Origin of the sequence: Streptomyces sp. NBC_00287 (assembly GCF_036173105.1) — a bacterium.
Lineage (GTDB): Bacteria > Actinomycetota > Actinomycetes > Streptomycetales > Streptomycetaceae > Streptomyces.
Genome location: NZ_CP108053.1, coordinates 2,949,629 through 2,966,496, shown reverse-complemented (window position 1 = coordinate 2,966,496; position 16,868 = coordinate 2,949,629). Strand labels below are relative to the sequence as shown.

Genomic DNA, 16,868 nt, shown 5'->3' with positions numbered 1-16,868 from the left:
CCTGCCCGGCGCTGTCATTCTCCCACCGGTTAAGGACGAACACACGGGCCGGTTAGTTCGCGGTTCGGACCGTGACTTTGCCGTCGCCGGTCCGCGCGCTCACCACATGCGCACTGCGCTCGTCCCGGGGCACGTCCACCTCCACCCCACCGTCGCCGGTCTCGGTCGTCACCCGGTACGTCGCCCGCGGCACCTCGATCGTCACGGACCCGTCGCCGCTACGGGACTCCACCAGGTCGGGCACGGCACCGAGTTCGAGGTTCACCGACCCGTCACCACTCTCCGCCCGCACCTCACGCGAGTCGACCTGAGCACGCACGGACCCGTCCCCGGAGCGCAGCCGCAGCGGCCCCGTGGAATCAGTGACATGCACAGACCCATCCCCGGTACGAATACTCAGCGCGTCCTCGAACCCTTGCGCCCACACACTCCCGTCCCCGTCCTCCACCTCGACGGCGACCCCGCGCGGCACCTCGATCCGATGCTTGGCCGAACAGTCGGCGATCACACCGGAACACTTCATCCGCAGGGTCAGCCGATCGCCCTCCATCCCCCAGGTCACCTTGGGCTCGCTCCCCACGGTGACGGACCCCTCGAACCACCGGGTGACCTGGATCTCCCCCGCCGGATGATCATCAGAAGCCACAATCTCCAGCGCCGAGTCATCGGAGTCAACGACGAGCGTCCGCCCCTCAAGCCCGAAGCTACGACGCTCCGGCTCCTTGTCATCCTCAGCAGAGGCCCCACACCCGACCAGCCCCGCGACAAACACGGCGACAACCCCACCCACAACAGCAACACGAGCACCCAGAACACGGGCCATGACGATCTCCCCCAGCAACGGTCGAAGAGGCTCCCACGAGCCTCTTCGACCGTATGGAGCCACGGCCTGCACGGGGATCCGGGACGCTCCCGGATCCCGGGTGGGGTTAACCCCCGGGTTTGCGGGGCAGTGCCCCGGGCAAGGTAGGCTGTCGACTCATCCTGGGTGCGTAGCTCAGGGGTAGAGCGCCTGCCTTACAAGCAGGATGTCGGCGGTTCGAAACCGTCCGCGCCCACCGAGGATCAGCAGAAGGTCCCGGCCGTTATGGCCGGGGCCTTCTGTGTCAGCCGGCCTTGCGGGCTGTCTGGCCTCGTATCTCCAGGCCTGCCAGTAGGTCTGCCGTGGCCTCGGTGATGATGTCGACCGCTCGGTCGAAGACTTCTTGGTTGTGGGCCGCCGGGGCTCGGAAGCCGGAGACCTTGCGGACGTATTGGAGGGCTGCGGCCCTGATTTCTTCTTCGGTTGCCTCTTCGGGGAGGACCGGGGGGCGGAGTGTCTTGATGCTGCGGCACATGTGTCCAGTCTGACTCCCGGCACTGACAATCCGCTCCCGTGCGCCCGACGGAGATGTCATGATCGCCCCGAGGCGGCCACCGACAGACGGGGCCGACCGACGAAGGGACACCCATGACCAACCTCACCGTCGCGATACTCGGGCCCGGTGGCATCGGGGGGCTGCTCGGCGGCTTGCTCTCCCGTTCCGGGCACCGGGTTGTCTGTCTGGCCGGCGAGGAGACGGCCGGCAGGCTGCGGGACTCCGGGATTCAGGTGCGCAGTGGGCTTTACGGGGACTTCAGCGCGGCCGTCGAAGCGGACACCGCGCTGCGTGAGCCCGTGGACGTCTGTCTGATCGCCGTCAAGCACACCTCCCTCGACGCGGCCCTGGAGCGGATTCCGGCCAAGGCGCTGGGCGACGCCCTCCTCGTACCGTTCCTCAATGGTGTCGAGCATCCTGCCGTCCTGCGGGCCCACCACCGCTCCGATCTCGTCGCGCCCGCTGTCATCCGGGTCGAGTCCACCCGGGTCGCCCCGGGGGTGATCGAGCACGGCAGTCCCTTCGCGGAGATCGATCTCGCCGGGGATTCGGTGGCGCGTGAGCGGCTGGAGTCGTTGGCTCAGGTGCTCGGGGAGGCCGGGCCCACGACTCGGGTGCTGGAGGACGAGACAGCCGCCCTGTGGGCCAAGATGTCGTTCCTCGCGCCCCTCGCCCTGCTCACCACCCGGTACGGACTCCCCTTGGGCGGGGTGCGCACGCGGTACCGCGAGGAGCTCACGGCTCTCGTCGACGAGGCCGCCGCGGTCAGTCGGGCGTGTGGTGGTCCGGCCGATCCGGGGCAGGCTCTCACCCGCTACGACGCTTTCCCGGCCGCCACCAAGTCCTCCATGCAGCGTGATGCCGAGACGGGTCGGCCCATCGAGCTCGACGCGATCGGTGGGGCGCTGCTGCGTGCGGCCGACCGGCACGGCATCGCCGTACCCGTGACGGCTCGTCTCGTCCAGGAGCTCAGGGCCGCCGGGCACTGACGGCCGGAAGGGGCCGTCAGCAGATCTTGCCCGGCCCCTTCGCCGTCGCCCGCAGCAGGTCCCGTACGAGGTCGAAGTCGATGGTGTCGGGCTTGCGGAAGCGCAGGCATCCCTTGCCCATGTCCTGTCCGGCCAGCCGTTCCTCGAACGCTTCCCGGACGTCGGTGCGCATGAGGTAGATGGAGATGTACTGCTTCTGTGACGCGAAGGCGATCTCCGCCTCGCCGCCGTCATGGGCGTACGTCGGCATGCCGTACGCCATCACCTCGTCGTAGCCGGTGAGTTCCGTGCGGCACAGCTGCCGGAGCCGGGTCAGGGGCCCTCTGCGGTCTTCCGGTAGCTCGGTCAGGTAGCCGTCGACGTCCGTTGCTTCGCTGCGCATGTCAGATGCCGAACGGCTTGGCGTAGCGGATCGTCCCGGTGGGCAGCGGGTCGGCGTGCAGGGAGAGGGCCATCAGGGCCTCGTCGGGGACGTCGAAGGTCACGGTGATGCCGTGGGCGGAGGCGCGGTCGAAGCCGAAGCGCGGGTAGTACGCGGGGTGGCCGAGCACCGTGACGAAGCGTTCGCCTTGGTCCTTCGCCGCCCCCAGTGCCGCTCGGATCGCGGCCGAACCTGCGCCGGTGCGCTGGTGGTGGGGGTGTACGGCGACGGGGGCGAGGCACAGGGCCGGAACGTCGTCGATGTGGCAGCGGGTCAGCAGTGCGTAGCCGACGGGTTCGCCGTCGGTGTCGGTGCTGACGTACGACAGGCCGTCGATCCAGGCGTCGTCGGTCCGCAGCGTGTCCACCAGGTCGGCCTCCAGTGGCGTTTCGAACGCGGCGAGGACGATCTCACGGACGGCGTCGGCGTCGGCGCCGGTCTCGGGGCGTGCGGTCCAGTGTGGGTTCGTCATGGGTCCATTTTGGTCAGGCACCCGTTCGTATGAACCCCGCGAAGCAACTCGCCACCCAAAATCGAACAGGCGTACCATTGCCGCCGTGGCAACGACCTATGACTTTCCGAGTGACCTCCTCGCCGGTCAGGAGGAGCTGCATCAGGTCCGGGCCGAGCTGTCGGCCCTGCTCAAGCGGCTGCCCTGGTCGGTCGAGCCGCTGGACGGTTTCAGTGACGACAACGGCTGGCGGAAGATCGAGCGGCCCGCTTCCCCCGGCTGGACCGCCGATGAGCAGGCAGCCGTGGAGAAGCTGAGGCAGCGTGAGCACGAGCTCGCGGTGTTCGTCAGTACCCATCGCTTCTGGGCCGAGGTCACCGCGCAGGATCGGGTGGACGCCCGGATGAAGGCCAAGCACGCCCACCCCGCATCAGGAGCTCGTGAGGACGACTAGCCGCTGGGTCGCGCGAGTCATCGCCACATAGCGGTCCACCGCTCCTTCGATGCCCTCGCCGAATCGCTCCGGGTCCACCAGCACCACCAGGTCGAACTCCAGACCCTTCGACAGCGACGGGGTCAGCGACCGGACCCGGGGCGTCGCCTCGAACGTCGGGTCGCCGATGACGCAGGCGATCCCGTCGTCGTTCGCGTCCAGCCACTCGGCGATGATCCCGTCCCGCTCCGCGACCGAGCCATGCACGACCGGGACGCCCGAACTCCGGATGGAGGTCGGCACGTTGGCGTCCGGCAGCACCGCCCGGATCACCGGCTCGGCCTCCGTCATCACCTCTTCCGGGGTGCGGTAGTTGACGCTGAGGGACGCCACCTCGACCCGGTCCAGGCCGATCCGTGCGAGCCGTTCCTGCCAGGTCTCCGTGAAGCCGTGCCGGGCCTGGGCGCGGTCGCCGACGATCGTGAAGCTGCGGGACGGGCAGCGCAGCAGCAGCATCTGCCACTCGGCGTCGGTCAGTTCCTGCGCCTCGTCCACGACGATGTGCGCGAACGGTCCGGCGAGCAAGTCGGGGTCGGCGGTGGTCAGTTCGGACTCGTCGACCAGATTGCGCTGGAAGTCCTCGCGCCGCAGCTGGGTCATCAGGCCCTCGCCGTCGTGGTCGGCCGCGATCAGGTTCTCGACGACCTGGGCCATACGGTCGCGCTGGGCGTCGAGGACGGCCTGCTGCCGGCGCTTGCGCCGGGCCGCCTTCGGGTCGCCGAGCCGCTGCCGCGCGGCGTCCAGGATCGGCAGGTCGGACATCGTCCAGGCCTGGGGTGCCGCCTTGCGCTGCAGGAGCCGGACCTCGTCGGGGGCGAGCCAGGGCGCGCACAGCCGCAGATAGGCGGGCACCGACCACAGGTCGCCGACGAGGTCGGCCGCTTCCAGCAGCGGCCAGGCCCGGTCGAGCGTCTCGACCAGCTCCGTGTCGTGCTGCAAGGCCCTGCGGAACTGCTCGGGCGGGATGTCGGCGTCGTGCTTGTCGAGCAGGATCGTGACCAGTTCCGCCCAGATCAGTTGGCGGCCTTCGTTGTGCGGTGTGCTCGGCCCCGGTGCCTGGAACGCCTCGGCCCAGTCGGTGGCGCTGAGCCAGACGTCGGCCCAGGGGGTGCTGACCGTCATGCCCTCGGTGGGCGGATCCTCGTAGAACCTGACGGCCTTCTCGATCGCCCGCACCATGTCCGCGGACGACTTCAGACGGGCCGCCTCGGGGTCGGTCTCCTCCGGCGCTTCGGCACCCTCGGCGACGAGGTCCCGCACGGTGCAGGTCTGTACGCCCTCCTCGCCGAGGCTGGGCAGGACATCGGAGACGTATGACAGATACGGCTGGTGCGGGCCCACGAAGAGCAGGCCGCCGCGCCGGTGGCCCAGGCGGGGGTCGGAGTAGAGGAGGTAGGCGGAGCGGTGCAGGGCGACGACGGTCTTGCCGGTGCCCGGGCCGCCGTCGACGACGAGGGCGCCGCGTGATCCGGCGCGGACGATGGCGTCCTGGTCGGACTGGATGGTGGCGAGCACATCGCGCATCCGGTCCGAGCGGTTGGTGCCGAGGCTGGCGATGAAGGCGGACTGGTCGTCGAGGGCCGCGTGTCCCTCGAGGCCGTCGGTGGTGAACACCTCGTCCCAGTAGTCGCTGATCCGGCCGCTCTTCCAGCGGTACCGGCGGCGGCTCGCGAGGCCCATCGGGTTGCCATGGGTGGCGGCGAAGAACGGCTCGGCCGCCGGGGACCGCCAGTCGAGCAGCAGGCGGCGGCCGGTGGCGTCGGTGAGGCCGAACCGGCCGATGTACACGGGCTCTTGGTCCTGGGCTCCGACGATATGGCCGAGGACCAGATCGAGTCCGAAGCGCCGCAGGGCGCGCAGCCGGCCGGTGAGCCGGTGGACCTCCGCGTCCCGGTCCATCGCCGCGCGGCCCGCCCCGCCCGGCGCCCTGAGCTCGGCGGCGAGCTGGTCGGACAGCTCGGCGATCGTCTGCTCCAGGCTCTCCGCGATGGCCGCGAAGTGCCGCTCGTCGGCGGCGATCAACGCGGGGTCGGCCTTGGCGGCCAGACGCTCGGGAAGGTCGAACGCGCTCTCACTGGACAGGTCGATCGACAAAGAAGCACTCACTTCGTGAATCACTCATTTCCGCAGCTACCGGCTTTGAGGGAGCGATTCTGCGGCATGAGGGGGGCCTTGCCGCAAGGCCCCCCATCAGCTATAAGTTGAGAGTGGCAAGGGAAACATTCTCCCTTGCCTTTGTTGTGTGCGGGCTTCAGGCCGGCCGCCGCCGCACCAGATACGTGGCCCCCGCGCCCGCCGCCACCAGAGCCCCCAGGGATACCCCCGTCGCCAGCCAGCTCGTCCCCATCCACTGGGCGCCGAAGTAGCCGAGCGCGACGCTGTACGTCGCCCAGGACAGGCCCGCCAGCGCCGACCAGGGCAGGAATTCGCGGGCGCGGCGGCGTGCGGCACCGGCGGCGAGCGAGACCACCGAGCGGCCGGCCGGGGCGAAGCGGGCGAGGACGACCAGGGCGCCGCCGCCCCGTGAGAGAGCGGCGCCGAGACGTTCCTGCGCGGTCGTCAGGCGCCGGGAGCGGGCGATGGCGCGGTCCAGTCGGGCGCCGCCGTGCCAGGCGAGGCGGTAGGCCACCAGGTCGCCGAGGACGGACGCGGTCGCGGCGCAGAGCGTGAGCGCCAGGACGTCCGGGACCTGGGCGGCCGTACCCGCTGCCGTGGTCGTGGCGGCCATGATCACCAGTACGCCGCTCGGCAGGACCGGCACAAACACATCCAGCAGGACCGACAGGGCTACGACCCCGTAAATCCATGGACTGGCGGCCAGTGATCCAACACTTTCGAAACTCTCCAGCACCCGACTCCCCGTTTCCCCCGTGGTTGTACAGCGTACGCGGCACGGAGTGACGGGTGATTCACAGGTGCCTTGTGTGTTCAACACGTGATGTTCACCCGGCTGCCGGTCCCGGGGGGCGGGGCTCGCGGGTGTCCCGTAGCACGGAGCGGGGGTCCCGAAATCCAGCAACGTTAGGAAGATCATGGTGGCAGGTATATGCGCGGGCGCCCTCGCGGCGGCCGTGCTCGCCGTCGGCGGCGGTGACGGCGCCGGTGGTTACTCGATGCGGACGGACGCGCAGTTCGCGCCTCCCGGTGCCTTCGTCCGCTCGGCGGCGCTGACGTACGACATGAAGCTGGTCCCCGCCGCCTCGTGGATCGAGGTCGAGCAGCGGATGACGAGCGGCGGTGCGACGAGCGTGCGGATGCGGGTCACGGGCCTGAAGCCCGGGCACGCGTACGGCGTCCATGTGCACAAGAAGCCCTGCGCTGCCGATCCGATGGCCGCGGGCGGGCACTACCAGCACGTGGTCTCCTCGCAGGCGCATCACGTCAACGCCGAGAACGAGGTGTGGCTGGACTTCACCGCCGACGAGCGCGGCGCGGGCCAGGCGCGGGCGCAGCACTCGTGGGGCTTCAGGCAGGGTGAGGCCGCGTCCGTCGTCATCCATGACGCGCCGGGCAGCAAGGGCGGCCGGGTGGGCTGTTTCACGGTGCCGTTCGGCTGGGTCGCCTGAGGGACGAGAAGGCGACGGCGCCCGTCCCCACCGGGACGGGCGCCGTCGGTGCGTCAGGCGGCGACGGGCGTCTGCTCGGCAGCCGGCTCGCGTCCCGCCGAGGAGCGCTTGGCGAACAGCCGGTCCAGGCCGAAGGCGCCGGAGCCGGTGAAGATCAGCAGGAACATGGCCCAGCAGAACATCGCGGCACCCTCACCGCTGTTCTCGATGGGCCACAGGGCCTCCGGCTGGTGGACCTTGAAGTAGGCGTACGCCATCGCGCCCGAGGAGATGAACGCGGCGGCGCGGGTGGCGAGGCCGAGCAGCACCAGGCTGCCGCCGACCAACTCGATGACGGCGGCGTACCAGTTGGGCCAGGCGCCGGTGTCGACGGTCTGGCCGCCGAGCACACCGAAGAGCGAGGAGGCGCCGTGGCAGGTGAAGAGCAGTCCGACGACTATGCGGAACAGGCCGAGGGCATACGGCTGGGCGCTGTTGAGGCGTCCGGTCATGTGGGGGGCTCCTAGGGGCCATGGGGACGGGTGTTCCTGTGAGCCCCCTAGGCTAGGCAGGCCTAATGATGCTTGCAAGTTCAACATTCAGCCGAGATTCGGCCGCTCCGGCCCCCGCCGTAGTAGTACGCAGCGCGGCCCTCGCCACCGCGTCGGCGTCCGAAAGTGTGACCGAATCCACCCCCGGCCTGGCCCCGGCCGCGGTCACCCAGTGGACGCCCTCGGTCGGCACCCCGAACGCGAACCGCCGTGCGTGCGGCCGACCTTGACGGTCCATCAAGTAGTACGGCCGCCCGGTCACGTCAAGACCGCCGGTCTCGTAGCCGTCGACCGTGTGCGGACGGCACTGTCCGGTCTTCAGCAGCCGGGCGAGGAGTTCGTCGGCCGTGCGCCGCAGGTCCGGTTCCGGGAGACGCGCCTCGACGAGCGTGGTGACGCGGACCGCCGAGCCCGGCACGGCCGGGGAGTGCGCGACCCACGCCCCGTCCTCCTCCCGCACCTCGAGCCGCGGCCCGAGCACCTCCACCACGCCCGCCTCCAGCAGGGCCACCAGCTCCTCGATACGGCGCCGGGGCGGGCCGATGGAGAGGAACGCGTTGAGCGGGGTGTACCAGCGGTCCAGATGGTCTCGGCGGGAGGCACCGGGCAGTCCGCCGTGGTCCACGATCTGCCGCAGCTCGTTGCGCAGATCGCGCAGCACATCGAGGGCCGCCTTCACCGGTCCCGCCACATTGCCGAGGGCGGCCTGCTCAGCGTCCTCGCGCAGATACGTCAGCAGCCAGCCGCGCCAGTCCTCGGGACCGGCGAAGTCCCGGCCCGCGTACGGCCGGGAGATCCGGTCCCAGGACCAGCGGTCGGCCTCGGGTATCCCGAACTCGTCCAGTACGGCGGCCTCTTGGGGGCTGCGGTGCGGGGCGGCCAGGAAACGGTCGGTGAAGTCCGGAGAGGCACCGGCCAGTGCCTCGTAATAGACGGTCTCCACCTCCTTCGCGACCAGCGGCCATATCTCGGTGAGGAAGTCCGGTGCCTCGCCGGAGTCGGCGCGCTTGCGGAAGGCGGCGATCACCTCGGGTGTGAGAACCAGCGGGAGGTGACGGCCGTAGGGGCCCTTGGCGTTGTCGCCGCGCGCCTGGTACGGCAGGCCTCGGCGTGAACCGGCGTACAGGCGCGGCTCGTTGCCGGAGGGCAGGTACCGCAGCCCGTCCTCGGCGGGGACGAAGCGGCCACCCCGACCGGTGGTCAACAAGGCCATGTGGTCGAAGAAGTTGAGACCGAGGCCCCGCAACAGCACCGGTTCGCCGGGGAGTACGGCCGACAGGTCGACGTCGGCCGGGTTCGCGGGCGGGGTGTGGCGCAGGCCGTGCTCCTGGGCGTACGCGGTCGTTCCGCGCTGTGTGGCGTCGGGGGCCGTCGGGAGGTGGCCCTGGGCGAGGACGACCGCCGAGAGGCCGGTCAGGGTGCGGCCGTTGTCGAGGGTGAGGGTCTGGCGGCCGTCGGGGGCGTCGTCGAGGCGTGTCGCGCGGGCCGGGTGGGTCTCGACGCGGACCGAGGGCGGCGCCTCGCGGACCGTACGGGCGAACACCCACTCCAGGTAGCGGCCGTACTGGGCACGGGTCGGGTACTCGTCGGGGCCGAGCGCGCCGGCCGCCCATTCGTACAGGCTGGGGCCCGGGCGCAGGGGGCCCGAGCAGTCCACGCTGTCGTCGGTGAACAGGGTCACCTGGCAGGCCACGGTGTTCATCAGCAGCTCGGGCGACTGGGCGGTGCGCCAGACGTGTCCGGGGCCCGGCGGGGCGGGGTCGATCACATGGACCGTCAGCTCGGCGCCCGGCGGGAGGAGCTCCGGGGCGGAGGCGCACAGGCGTTCCAGGACGCTGGTGCCGCGCGGGCCGGCGCCGACCACGGCGACGGAGAGGGGTGCGGGGTCCGTGGTCGGTGCAGACAAGGGGGTGACTCCCGGGCGGGTGGGGCGCATGGGCGGGCGGATCACCGGCTCCGCTGGAAGCGGACGGTCCGCCTCATCATGCCGTCGGGAGGGGGTGGATCCGGGCCCGGGGTGCGGGGACTGTGGGATGCGTCACTGGCATCAGGGGTATCGGGGGCCACGGGTGTGACAACCACCCGAAAGGGGCGTATTACGGGCTGAGTTCGCACTCCGCGATGCCCCGAAACTGCGGGCTGAGTTCGCACTCCGTGACGCCCCGAAACTACGGGCTGAGTTCGCACTCCGCGATGCCCTGAAACTACGGGGTGAGTTCCGACTCCGCGACCTTCCGCAGCCGCGCCCCGCCACCCTTCACGGGTCGCGCCTGCTCCAGCTTCAGCGACGCCGAACGTCCGTGCATCACCAGTGTCATCAGCTGGTTGCCGAACCAGGGTCCGCCCGTGCGGCGCCAGTCGATGGGCGGGCGTGGCACCCCGCCGTGCCCCGCGATCCGCCGCCCCAGCGCCCGCGCGACCGCGCTCCACCCGAACCGGAACCCGAGGCGGATGTACAGCGGGATGGAGTTGTGGACGGGTGAGCAGGTCAGCTGGACGACCCGGGCATCGGGCCCGCCCTCGCCAGGCCAGGTCGGCTCGGCCACGTACGCGTGATGCACGTCCCCCGACAGCACGCACACCGTCGCCGGCGCCCCGGGCCCGGAGCCCGCCTCGCGGATCGCCTCCGCCAGCGCGTCGAAGGACGCCGGGAACGCCGCCCAGTGCTCCAGATCCGCAGCCCGCCGCAGCCGCTCCCCGAACCGGGCCCAGCGCTCGCCCCGTTCACCCCGGCACAGCGCGGCGTCCCAGGCCTCGGCGTCATGGACCAGGTGCGGCAGCAGCCAGGGCAGCGAGGTGCCGATGAGGAGATGGTCGTAGGCCCCGCGCCCGTCGTGTATCTGCTCGCGCAGCCACTCGGCCTCGCCCGGGTCGATCATGGCGCGGTGCTGCTCGTCGAGGACGCGGGCCGCGCGGGTGTCGACCATCAGCAGGCGTACCCGGCCGAAGTCGCGCCGGTAGCTCCAGCGCACGGAGTCCGGGTCGGCGTCGGCCGCGCAGGCGAAGGCGCGCAACTCGTCGGTGCCGTCGGGGGTTTCGCGTACGGCTGCGTAGAGCGGGTCGGTGGCCAGCTCGGCCGGGGTGAGATTGCCCAGGTGCTGGTGGACCCAGTACGACATCAGGCCGCTCAGCAGGCGCTCGCGCCACCAGGGGGTGGCCCGCATCTCGGCGAGCCAGGAGGCGGAGGTGTTCCAATCGTCGATCACGTCATGATCGTCGAAGATCATGCAACTGGGGACGGTGGACAGCAGCCAGCGCACCTCGGGGTCGAGCCAGGACTCGTAATAGAGGCGGGTGTACTCCTCGTAGTCCGCCACCTCGCTGCCCGGCGGCTCGCTCAGATCGCGGCGGGCGGCGAGCCAGCGGCGGGTGTCCTCGGAGACCTCGTCGGCGTACACCTGGTCGCCGAGCAGCACCAGGACGTCCGGGCGTTCACCGTCCGGCTCGGCCGCGATCCGGGCCGCGAGGGTGTCCAGGGCGTCCGGGCCCACCGGGTCGTTCTCACCCTCCGGCGGGGCGGCCCAGCGGCAGGAACCGAAGGCGACCCGGACGGTGTCGTCCTCGGCCGGGGTGCGGATCACCGAGGGCGGGAAACGGGAGTCCGGGAGCGGCCACACGCGCGTGCCGTCGAGGAAGACGTCGTACGACTGTGAGGTGCCCGGTGTGAGGCCGGTCACCTCGACGAGCGCGTAGTGGTGACCCGCGACCTGGAAGGTCCGGGACGTGCCGCCCGCGCCCTGCTCGCCGCGCACCTCGGCGGTGCACGGACGGCTCGTCTCGACCCAGACGGTCGCGGACGAGCCGTCGGCGTATCTCAGCAGCGGTCCCAGCCGCAGTTCAGCCACGCGGTCACCTTCCTCCGTCGCCCCGTACGGTACGGAACGACGGAGGCCGGTGGGGAGGTTCCGGGATCTTCGTTCAGCAGGCGTTCAGGTAGCTGGTGAGCGCGCTCTTCTCGGCGGAGTCCACGGAGAGGTCGTAGTAGTACTTCACCTGGACCCAGGCGCGGACGTAGGTGCAGCGGTAGGCGGTGCGCGACGGCATCCAGGTGGCCGGGTCCTGGTCGCCCTTGGACTGGTTGACGTTGTCGGTGACCGCGATGAGCTGCGGGCGGGTCAGGTCGTTGGCGAAGGACTGGCGGCGGGAGGTGGTCCAGCTGTCGGCGCCGGAGTCCCAGGCCTCGGCCAGCGGGACCAGGTGGTCGATGTCGACGTCGGAGGCGGCGGTCCAGGTGGCGCCCTCGTACGGGGAGTACCAGCTGCCGCTGACGGCGGCGCAGGCGGAGTCCTGGACGACGTTCGTGCCGTCGCGCTTGAGGACGACCTCGCGGGTGTTGCAGGTGCCGGACTGGGTGATCCAGTGCGGGAAGAGGTCGCGGTTGTAGCCGGTGCGGTCCTCGGTGGCCACGGTGAGGGAGGCGAGGTAGGTGCGGGCCGTCGCGGCGCTGACCGGGGTGGGGAGGGCGGCGGAGGCGGTCGGGCCGTTGAAAAGGCCGACGGAGGCTATGAGGCCGGTGAAGGCGGCGAGTATGCTCAGGCGTCGACGCGCGTAGAACTTCGGCATGCGAACTCCCTTGGAGTGTGGGGGTGTTGGGCGTGCGAGCGGGAGAAGCCTCGCGGCGCCGTGTTGCTTCCAGGTGTGCGTTGCGTGAGAAGTTAATGACGCGGGCATGACATGACAAGGTTTACGGTCGAACGATCACGTAGGATGGTCGGCGCAGAAGGGGAGTAGCTCTTCGCCGGACCGTCGACATACTGCTCAGCTCGTCTGAGCCGGCGCCCGGAGGCGGACCGCGTCTTTTTTGGACGGGGTTCCTGCCAGCGAGACCTTCGGCAACGCAGTGCATTTTCCGTGTGCTGCCGTGCCGAGGTGTCTTCTTTTCGAGGAGTTACTGCACTCTCGGTGGGGCAGCCCCGACCGATTGAGGAACCTTGATCAGCTTCAGTGTGATGGCGCTCGTCTTCGGCGTCGTCTTTCTCGCGGAACTGCCGGACAAGACGGCGCTTGCGGGGCTTGTGCTCGGTACGCGGTATCGGGCGTCGTACGTCTTTGTCGGTGTCGCCGCCGCGTTTGCGCTGCATGTGACGCTGGCCGTCGCGGCGGGCAGTGTCCTGACGCTGCTGCCTCAGCAGATCGTGCACGCGCTGACCGGTGTGCTCTTCCTGGGTGGCGCGGCGATGCTGCTGCTGAAGAAGGACGAGGACGACGAGGAGATCCGTAAGCCGGAGAACCAGTCCTTCTGGAAGGTCTCCGGGGCCGGGTTCATGCTGATTCTCGTTGCCGAGTTCGGTGATCTTACGCAGATCATGACGGCGAATCTGGCTGCGCGGTACGACGATCCGTTGTCGGTGGGGCTTGGGGCGGTGCTGGCGCTGTGGGCTGTGGCCGGGCTGGGGATCGTCGGGGGGAAGGCGCTGATGAAGCGGGTGCCGTTGAAGTTGATTACGCAGGTGGCGGCGTTGTTGATGGTGGGACTCGGGGTGTGGAGCTTGTGGGAGGCGATCGCCGGGTGAGCTTCGGGGTGAGCTTCGGGTGATCTTCGTGTGAGCTGAACGGTTCGTGAACGTTTGCCGGGGGTGGTGGCGGGATCATGGAATGGTTTTGTACCGTGAGGGAACAAAGTGGCTCCCGCCCGTTTTCCCTGACCGGCGGGCGGGACCACCTTGGTTTTCCGCCCCGTGGGTTTTCGCCCCGTGCGCTTTGGAGCTGCCGATGACGGCCACGACCGTGCTCACCGCCCGCGCCCTCCTGCTCGACATGGACGGCACCCTCGTCAACTCTGATGCCGTCGTGGAGCGGATCTGGCGCCGTTGGGCCGATCGGCACGGGCTGGACGGGGACGAGGTCATGAAGGTCGTCCATGGGCGGCAGGGGTATGCGTCGATGGCGTTGCTGCTGCCCGGGCGGCCCATGGCGCAGAACCATGCCGAGAATGCGCGGATGCTCGCGGAGGAGACCGCGGACATGGACGGGGTCTTCGCGATCCCGGGCGCGGCGGAGTTCTTGGCGTCGCTGGTGCGGCTGGGGGTGCCGCATGCGCTGGTGACCTCGGCGGATGTTGCGCTGTCGACGGCGCGGATGAACGCGGCGGGGCTTGCGCTGCCGGGCGTTCGGGTGACCGCCGAGTCGGTCGGTGCGAGCAAGCCGGATCCGGAGGGGTTCTTGAAGGGGGCGGCGGAACTCGGTGTCGACCCTGCCGAGTGCGTCGTCTTCGAGGACTCGGGGGCCGGGATCGAGGCGGGGCGTGCGGCGGGGATGCGGGTCGTCGGTGTCGGGGCGCGGGCCGCGTTCCACGGGCCGGATGTGGTGGTCCGGGACCTCATGGAGATCCGGGTCGAGGGGTTTGACGGCGGGGTCCGTCTGCACGTGGGCTGATCGGTCGGCTGTTCCGCCCCCGCCGCCCCTACCCGTCCCATCCCCAGGGGCTGCCGCCCCTTCAACCCACGCAGAGGGCTGCGCCGCTCGGACCTGGGCTGTGCCCGTGGACTCGGCCGGGTCGCGTTCCTTGAGCTCGGCGGGCATGGGACTCGATACGCCGCGGTGCGAGTCAGACAATGTCAGCCCGCCGAGGCTGCAACCAACGAAACCTCAGCCCGCCCGGCGTTCAAGAACGAGACCCCACCAAGACCGCACACCACGGCAAGGACCCAGGCAAACCCCCACGCAGGCGGCGCCCCGCGGCCCAGACAACCCCAACCCGCCCGGCGCCTGAGGACGAGGCCCTTTCAGCACCGAACGGGGTCGGGGGGCGAACCCCCGCCGAGATCAAGGAATGCAACCCGGCCGGATCCACGGGCGTTACTGGCCGCCCGCGCGTGTTGCGTAGCGTTCCTTGTGGGCTGCCCATAGGGCCGCCAGGGCGCCCAGTGCGGCTGCTGCCAGGGCCCATGCCCATTGGTGGGTGGGGAAGTTGTCGGCGAAGCGGTGCAGGACCGGGTTGTTCCACTCGAAGATGCGGGAGAAGGGCCACCACTCGGCGAAGGCGCGGGCCGCCGGGGGGAGGCCGGGGACGCTGACGAAGCCGCCCGCCGTGAAGAACGTGGCGATGGCCACCAGGATCAGCAGGGGCTGGATGCTGCGGTGCTGGCGCAGCATCTGGGCGAGCAGGACGCCCGTGCCGGCGCAGGCCAGCATCAGTGGGGTCATGAAGATCAGCACCAGGAGGAGTGCCGACGGCGACGGGGTCAGGCCGAAGGCCAGCCAGCCTGTCAGGTACGTCGGGACGGTCGTGAGGAACGCGACCGCCGTTCCTGTGATCATGCAGCTCAGCGCCGCCGTGCCCGCGCCGACCGGGGTGAGCAGCATCTCCTTGGTGGTGCGCTGTTCCTGCTCCACGGCGAACAGATTCGCGGAGATCAGCGCCGCGCCGAAGAACAGCGCGAGCAGCGTCAGGCCGCCGGCGATGAATTCCGATCGCGGGATGTCCTCCGGCTCGACCGTGCGCAGGTCGACGGTGACATCCAGGTTGCCTGCCTCGGCGTCGAACGCGTTCAGCGCGTCCTCGACCCGCAGCCGGAGGTTCTTCGTCGCGTCGCTGTTGATGTTGTAGGTGGTGATGTCCACCTGGCGGGTCCGGTCGAAGTCGGGCGGGATCTCGATGACGAGCTGCATCCGGCCCTCGTCGAGCATCGCCTTCGCCTCGGTCGCGTCCGTCTCGGTGATCCGGAAGTAGGGCGTGATGGTCGAGGTGCTCTCCTCGATGGCGTCCACCAGCGCCGCCGACTGCTCCGTCTTCGCATGGTCGGTCACGCCCACCGGCCAGTCGTCCCCGCCCGCGCCGAAGATCAGCGCGCTGAGCAGCAGCATCACGATGGGCATGAGCACCGACTGGGCCAGCAGGTCCGGCCGGCGCCTCAGGAGCCGGAGGTTGCGCTGATTGGTTGCCCGGATGGCACGGATCTTCTCCATGGCGACCTCCTCACTGGCCTTGGCTGAACGACAGTGCCCGGCGCATCCGCAGCACCGCGAGCGTGGTGAGCGCCGCCGCGGCGGCGAGGGTCCAGCCCATCGCGGACCAGTCCAGCGAGACGGTCTTCAGCCCTGAGACCTCGAAGCGCATCTGGTCGGTGAGCAGCCCCATCGGCGCCCAGTGGGTGGCCTGCCACAGCCCTTCGACCGCGCCGCCGTGGGCGAAACCCCGCAGATACGACTCGTAGCCGCTGACGAAGAAGTGCGTCACCGCCAGCACCACGCAGATCGGGATCATCGGCAGCGACTTGCGCAGGGCCACGCCGATCAGGGCGCCGAAGCCGGCGCCGTAGGCGAAGAGCACGACCATGGCGAGCAGGCTGTTCCAGCCGAGGCCGGACACCGGATAGTCGAGCAGCCAGGCCAGCCCGAGCAGCACCCCGACCATGCTGACCACCGTCTGCACGGCGGCCGCGAGCCACTTGCCCAGTACGAACGGCGCGTTGCCGACGGGGGAGAGGACCAGCGGCTTGGCCGTGCGTTCCTCCCACTCCCGGGCGACCAGCGTGCCGGTGTTCACCATCGAGGCGTAGAGGATGGCGAACATCAGCAGGCCGGTGCCCAGATAGACGGTGATCCGCATGTCCTCGGAGAAGGCCGAAGTCTCCTTCACCGTGGCCAGCGAGCCGCCCCCGTCCGCGGCGAACTGCCGCACCGCGTGCTCTGCCCGGAGCTGGAAGTTTTTGGTGCCGTCGGAGTTGATGTTGAAGACCTGGAGCGGCACCGAGACCGGCCGGCCGGCTTCGACCGACCGGTCGAAATCGGCGGGGATCGTCAGCACGGCCCCGATCTCGCCGTCGTCGAACATCCGCCGCGCCTCGTCCGGGTCGGTGGTCCGGATCTCGAAGAACTCCCCGTCGACGCTGGACATGTCCTTGAGGACCTGGACCATCCGCTGGCTGTGCGGGCCGGTGCCCTCCTGGGCGATCGCGACCGGGCTGGTCGCGGATACCTGCACGAGCAGGGCGTACAGGCCGACGAAGACGAGCGGCACCAGGACGGTGATCGCGAGGAATGTGGGGCTGCGCCGGGTGACCGTGAGGTCCTTGCCGGCCAGGGCCCAGATGGATCGCATGTCGTGGCTCCCTTCTG

17 protein-coding genes and 1 tRNA gene are annotated in these 16,868 nt (G+C 70.1%); 6 read left to right on the top strand and 12 right to left on the bottom strand.

The features are described 5' to 3' along the window. Positions 1–52: 52 nt before the first annotated feature. Positions 53–823 (bottom strand): DUF4097 family beta strand repeat-containing protein, encoded by a 771-nt coding sequence (locus OHT76_RS13555; RefSeq protein WP_328871061.1) that lies wholly within the window; start codon positions 821–823, stop codon positions 53–55. Positions 824–986: 163 nt separating this feature from the next. Between OHT76_RS13555 and OHT76_RS13550 the strand changes: the two genes are divergently transcribed. Further along, positions 987–1,058, top strand: a tRNA-Val gene (locus OHT76_RS13550). 48 nt (positions 1,059–1,106) lie between these two features. Here OHT76_RS13550 and OHT76_RS13545 read toward each other — a convergent pair. Beyond that, positions 1,107–1,337 (bottom strand): DUF2277 domain-containing protein, encoded by a 231-nt coding sequence (locus tag OHT76_RS13545; protein WP_328871060.1) that lies wholly within the window; start codon positions 1,335–1,337, stop codon positions 1,107–1,109. A 113-nt stretch (positions 1,338–1,450) separates the two neighbouring features. Here OHT76_RS13545 and OHT76_RS13540 point away from each other — a divergent pair, with 113 nt between their 5' ends. Beyond that, on the top strand, positions 1,451–2,347 hold the full coding sequence (locus OHT76_RS13540) for a ketopantoate reductase family protein (protein WP_328871059.1): 897 nt from the start codon (positions 1,451–1,453) through the stop codon (positions 2,345–2,347). 16 nt (positions 2,348–2,363) lie between these two features. Here the strand turns inward: OHT76_RS13540 and OHT76_RS13535 are convergent, their stop codons facing one another. Then, positions 2,364–2,729 carry an iron chaperone gene (locus OHT76_RS13535; protein WP_328871058.1) on the bottom strand — a complete coding sequence of 122 codons (366 nt, stop codon included), beginning with the start codon at positions 2,727–2,729 and terminating at the stop codon, positions 2,364–2,366. A 1-nt stretch (position 2,730) separates the two neighbouring features. Further along, complete coding sequence (locus OHT76_RS13530) at positions 2,731–3,240, bottom strand: GNAT family N-acetyltransferase (RefSeq protein WP_328871057.1); 510 nt, start codon at positions 3,238–3,240, stop codon at positions 2,731–2,733. Between the two features lie 85 nt (positions 3,241–3,325). Here OHT76_RS13530 and OHT76_RS13525 point away from each other — a divergent pair, with 85 nt between their 5' ends. Beyond that, positions 3,326–3,673 carry a hypothetical protein gene (locus OHT76_RS13525; RefSeq protein WP_328871056.1) on the top strand — a complete coding sequence of 116 codons (348 nt, stop codon included), beginning with the start codon at positions 3,326–3,328 and terminating at the stop codon, positions 3,671–3,673. Here OHT76_RS13525 and helR read toward each other — a convergent pair. Beyond that, positions 3,650–5,818, bottom strand: a complete 2,169-nt coding sequence (gene helR / locus OHT76_RS13520; protein WP_443049784.1) for an RNA polymerase recycling motor ATPase HelR — start codon at positions 5,816–5,818, stop codon at positions 3,650–3,652. The genes OHT76_RS13525 and helR overlap by 24 nt on opposite strands. Before the next feature lie 145 nt (positions 5,819–5,963). Continuing rightward, positions 5,964–6,563 carry a DedA family protein gene (locus OHT76_RS13515; RefSeq protein ID WP_328871055.1) on the bottom strand — a complete coding sequence of 200 codons (600 nt, stop codon included), beginning with the start codon at positions 6,561–6,563 and terminating at the stop codon, positions 5,964–5,966. A gap of 181 nt (positions 6,564–6,744) precedes the next feature. Here OHT76_RS13515 and OHT76_RS13510 point away from each other — a divergent pair, with 181 nt between their 5' ends. Further along, a complete protein-coding gene (locus OHT76_RS13510) occupies positions 6,745–7,278 on the top strand; it encodes a superoxide dismutase family protein (RefSeq protein ID WP_328871054.1) in 534 nt (177 codons plus the stop codon). Positions 7,279–7,331: 53 nt separating this feature from the next. On the opposite strand, the gene OHT76_RS13505 is transcribed toward OHT76_RS13510, so the two are convergent. The 4 genes from OHT76_RS13505 to OHT76_RS13490 all read right to left on the bottom strand — a co-directional run bounded on the left by OHT76_RS13505 (position 7,332) and on the right by OHT76_RS13490 (position 12,371). Beyond that, complete coding sequence (locus OHT76_RS13505) at positions 7,332–7,769, bottom strand: DoxX family protein (RefSeq protein WP_328871053.1); 438 nt, start codon at positions 7,767–7,769, stop codon at positions 7,332–7,334. A gap of 52 nt (positions 7,770–7,821) precedes the next feature. Then, complete coding sequence (locus tag OHT76_RS13500) at positions 7,822–9,744, bottom strand: FAD/NAD(P)-binding protein (protein ID WP_328871052.1); 1,923 nt, start codon at positions 9,742–9,744, stop codon at positions 7,822–7,824. Between the two features lie 268 nt (positions 9,745–10,012). Next, positions 10,013–11,653, bottom strand: a complete 1,641-nt coding sequence (locus OHT76_RS13495; RefSeq protein ID WP_328871051.1) for an alkaline phosphatase D family protein — start codon at positions 11,651–11,653, stop codon at positions 10,013–10,015. A gap of 73 nt (positions 11,654–11,726) precedes the next feature. Then, positions 11,727–12,371 carry an HNH endonuclease family protein gene (locus tag OHT76_RS13490; RefSeq protein WP_328871050.1) on the bottom strand — a complete coding sequence of 215 codons (645 nt, stop codon included), beginning with the start codon at positions 12,369–12,371 and terminating at the stop codon, positions 11,727–11,729. A 368-nt stretch (positions 12,372–12,739) separates the two neighbouring features. On the opposite strand from OHT76_RS13490, the gene OHT76_RS13485 reads away from it, so the two are divergent. Together OHT76_RS13485 and OHT76_RS13480 are read left to right on the top strand one after the other, a co-directional pair. After that, entirely contained in the window at positions 12,740–13,321 is a 582-nt protein-coding gene (locus OHT76_RS13485) for a TMEM165/GDT1 family protein (protein ID WP_328871049.1), read from the top strand. A gap of 193 nt (positions 13,322–13,514) precedes the next feature. Continuing rightward, the gene (locus OHT76_RS13480) at positions 13,515–14,183 is read left to right on the top strand and encodes an HAD family hydrolase (protein WP_328876522.1); all 669 of its coding nucleotides are present in this window, start codon (positions 13,515–13,517) and stop codon (positions 14,181–14,183) included. 423 nt (positions 14,184–14,606) lie between these two features. On the opposite strand, the gene OHT76_RS13475 is transcribed toward OHT76_RS13480, so the two are convergent. Then, entirely contained in the window at positions 14,607–15,716 is a 1,110-nt protein-coding gene (locus OHT76_RS13475) for an ABC transporter permease (protein ID WP_328871048.1), read from the bottom strand. Between the two features lie 10 nt (positions 15,717–15,726). Then, positions 15,727–16,851, bottom strand: a complete 1,125-nt coding sequence (locus tag OHT76_RS13470; RefSeq protein WP_328871047.1) for an ABC transporter permease — start codon at positions 16,849–16,851, stop codon at positions 15,727–15,729. Positions 16,852–16,868 lie beyond the last annotated feature (17 nt).

Bases quoted from the DNA above. Each gene is read 5' to 3' on its own strand.
- OHT76_RS13475 (WP_328871048.1), bottom strand. From the start codon at position 15,716: ATGGAGAAGATCCGTGCCATCCGGGCAACCAATCAGCGCAACCTCCGG.
- OHT76_RS13530 (WP_328871057.1), bottom strand. From the start codon at position 3,240: ATGACGAACCCACACTGGACCGCACGCCCCGAGACCGGCGCCGACGCC.
- OHT76_RS13555 (WP_328871061.1), bottom strand. From the start codon at position 823: ATGGCCCGTGTTCTGGGTGCTCGTGTTGCTGTTGTGGGTGGGGTTGTC.
- OHT76_RS13545 (WP_328871060.1), bottom strand. From the start codon at position 1,337: ATGTGCCGCAGCATCAAGACACTCCGCCCCCCGGTCCTCCCCGAAGAG.
- OHT76_RS13535 (WP_328871058.1), bottom strand. From the start codon at position 2,729: ATGCGCAGCGAAGCAACGGACGTCGACGGCTACCTGACCGAGCTACCG.
- OHT76_RS13490 (WP_328871050.1), bottom strand. From the start codon at position 12,371: ATGCCGAAGTTCTACGCGCGTCGACGCCTGAGCATACTCGCCGCCTTC.
- OHT76_RS13470 (WP_328871047.1), bottom strand. From the start codon at position 16,851: ATGCGATCCATCTGGGCCCTGGCCGGCAAGGACCTCACGGTCACCCGG.
- OHT76_RS13500 (WP_328871052.1), bottom strand. From the start codon at position 9,744: ATGCGCCCCACCCGCCCGGGAGTCACCCCCTTGTCTGCACCGACCACG.
- OHT76_RS13510 (WP_328871054.1), top strand. From the start codon at position 6,745: ATGGTGGCAGGTATATGCGCGGGCGCCCTCGCGGCGGCCGTGCTCGCC.
- OHT76_RS13540 (WP_328871059.1), top strand. From the start codon at position 1,451: ATGACCAACCTCACCGTCGCGATACTCGGGCCCGGTGGCATCGGGGGG.
- OHT76_RS13505 (WP_328871053.1), bottom strand. From the start codon at position 7,769: ATGACCGGACGCCTCAACAGCGCCCAGCCGTATGCCCTCGGCCTGTTC.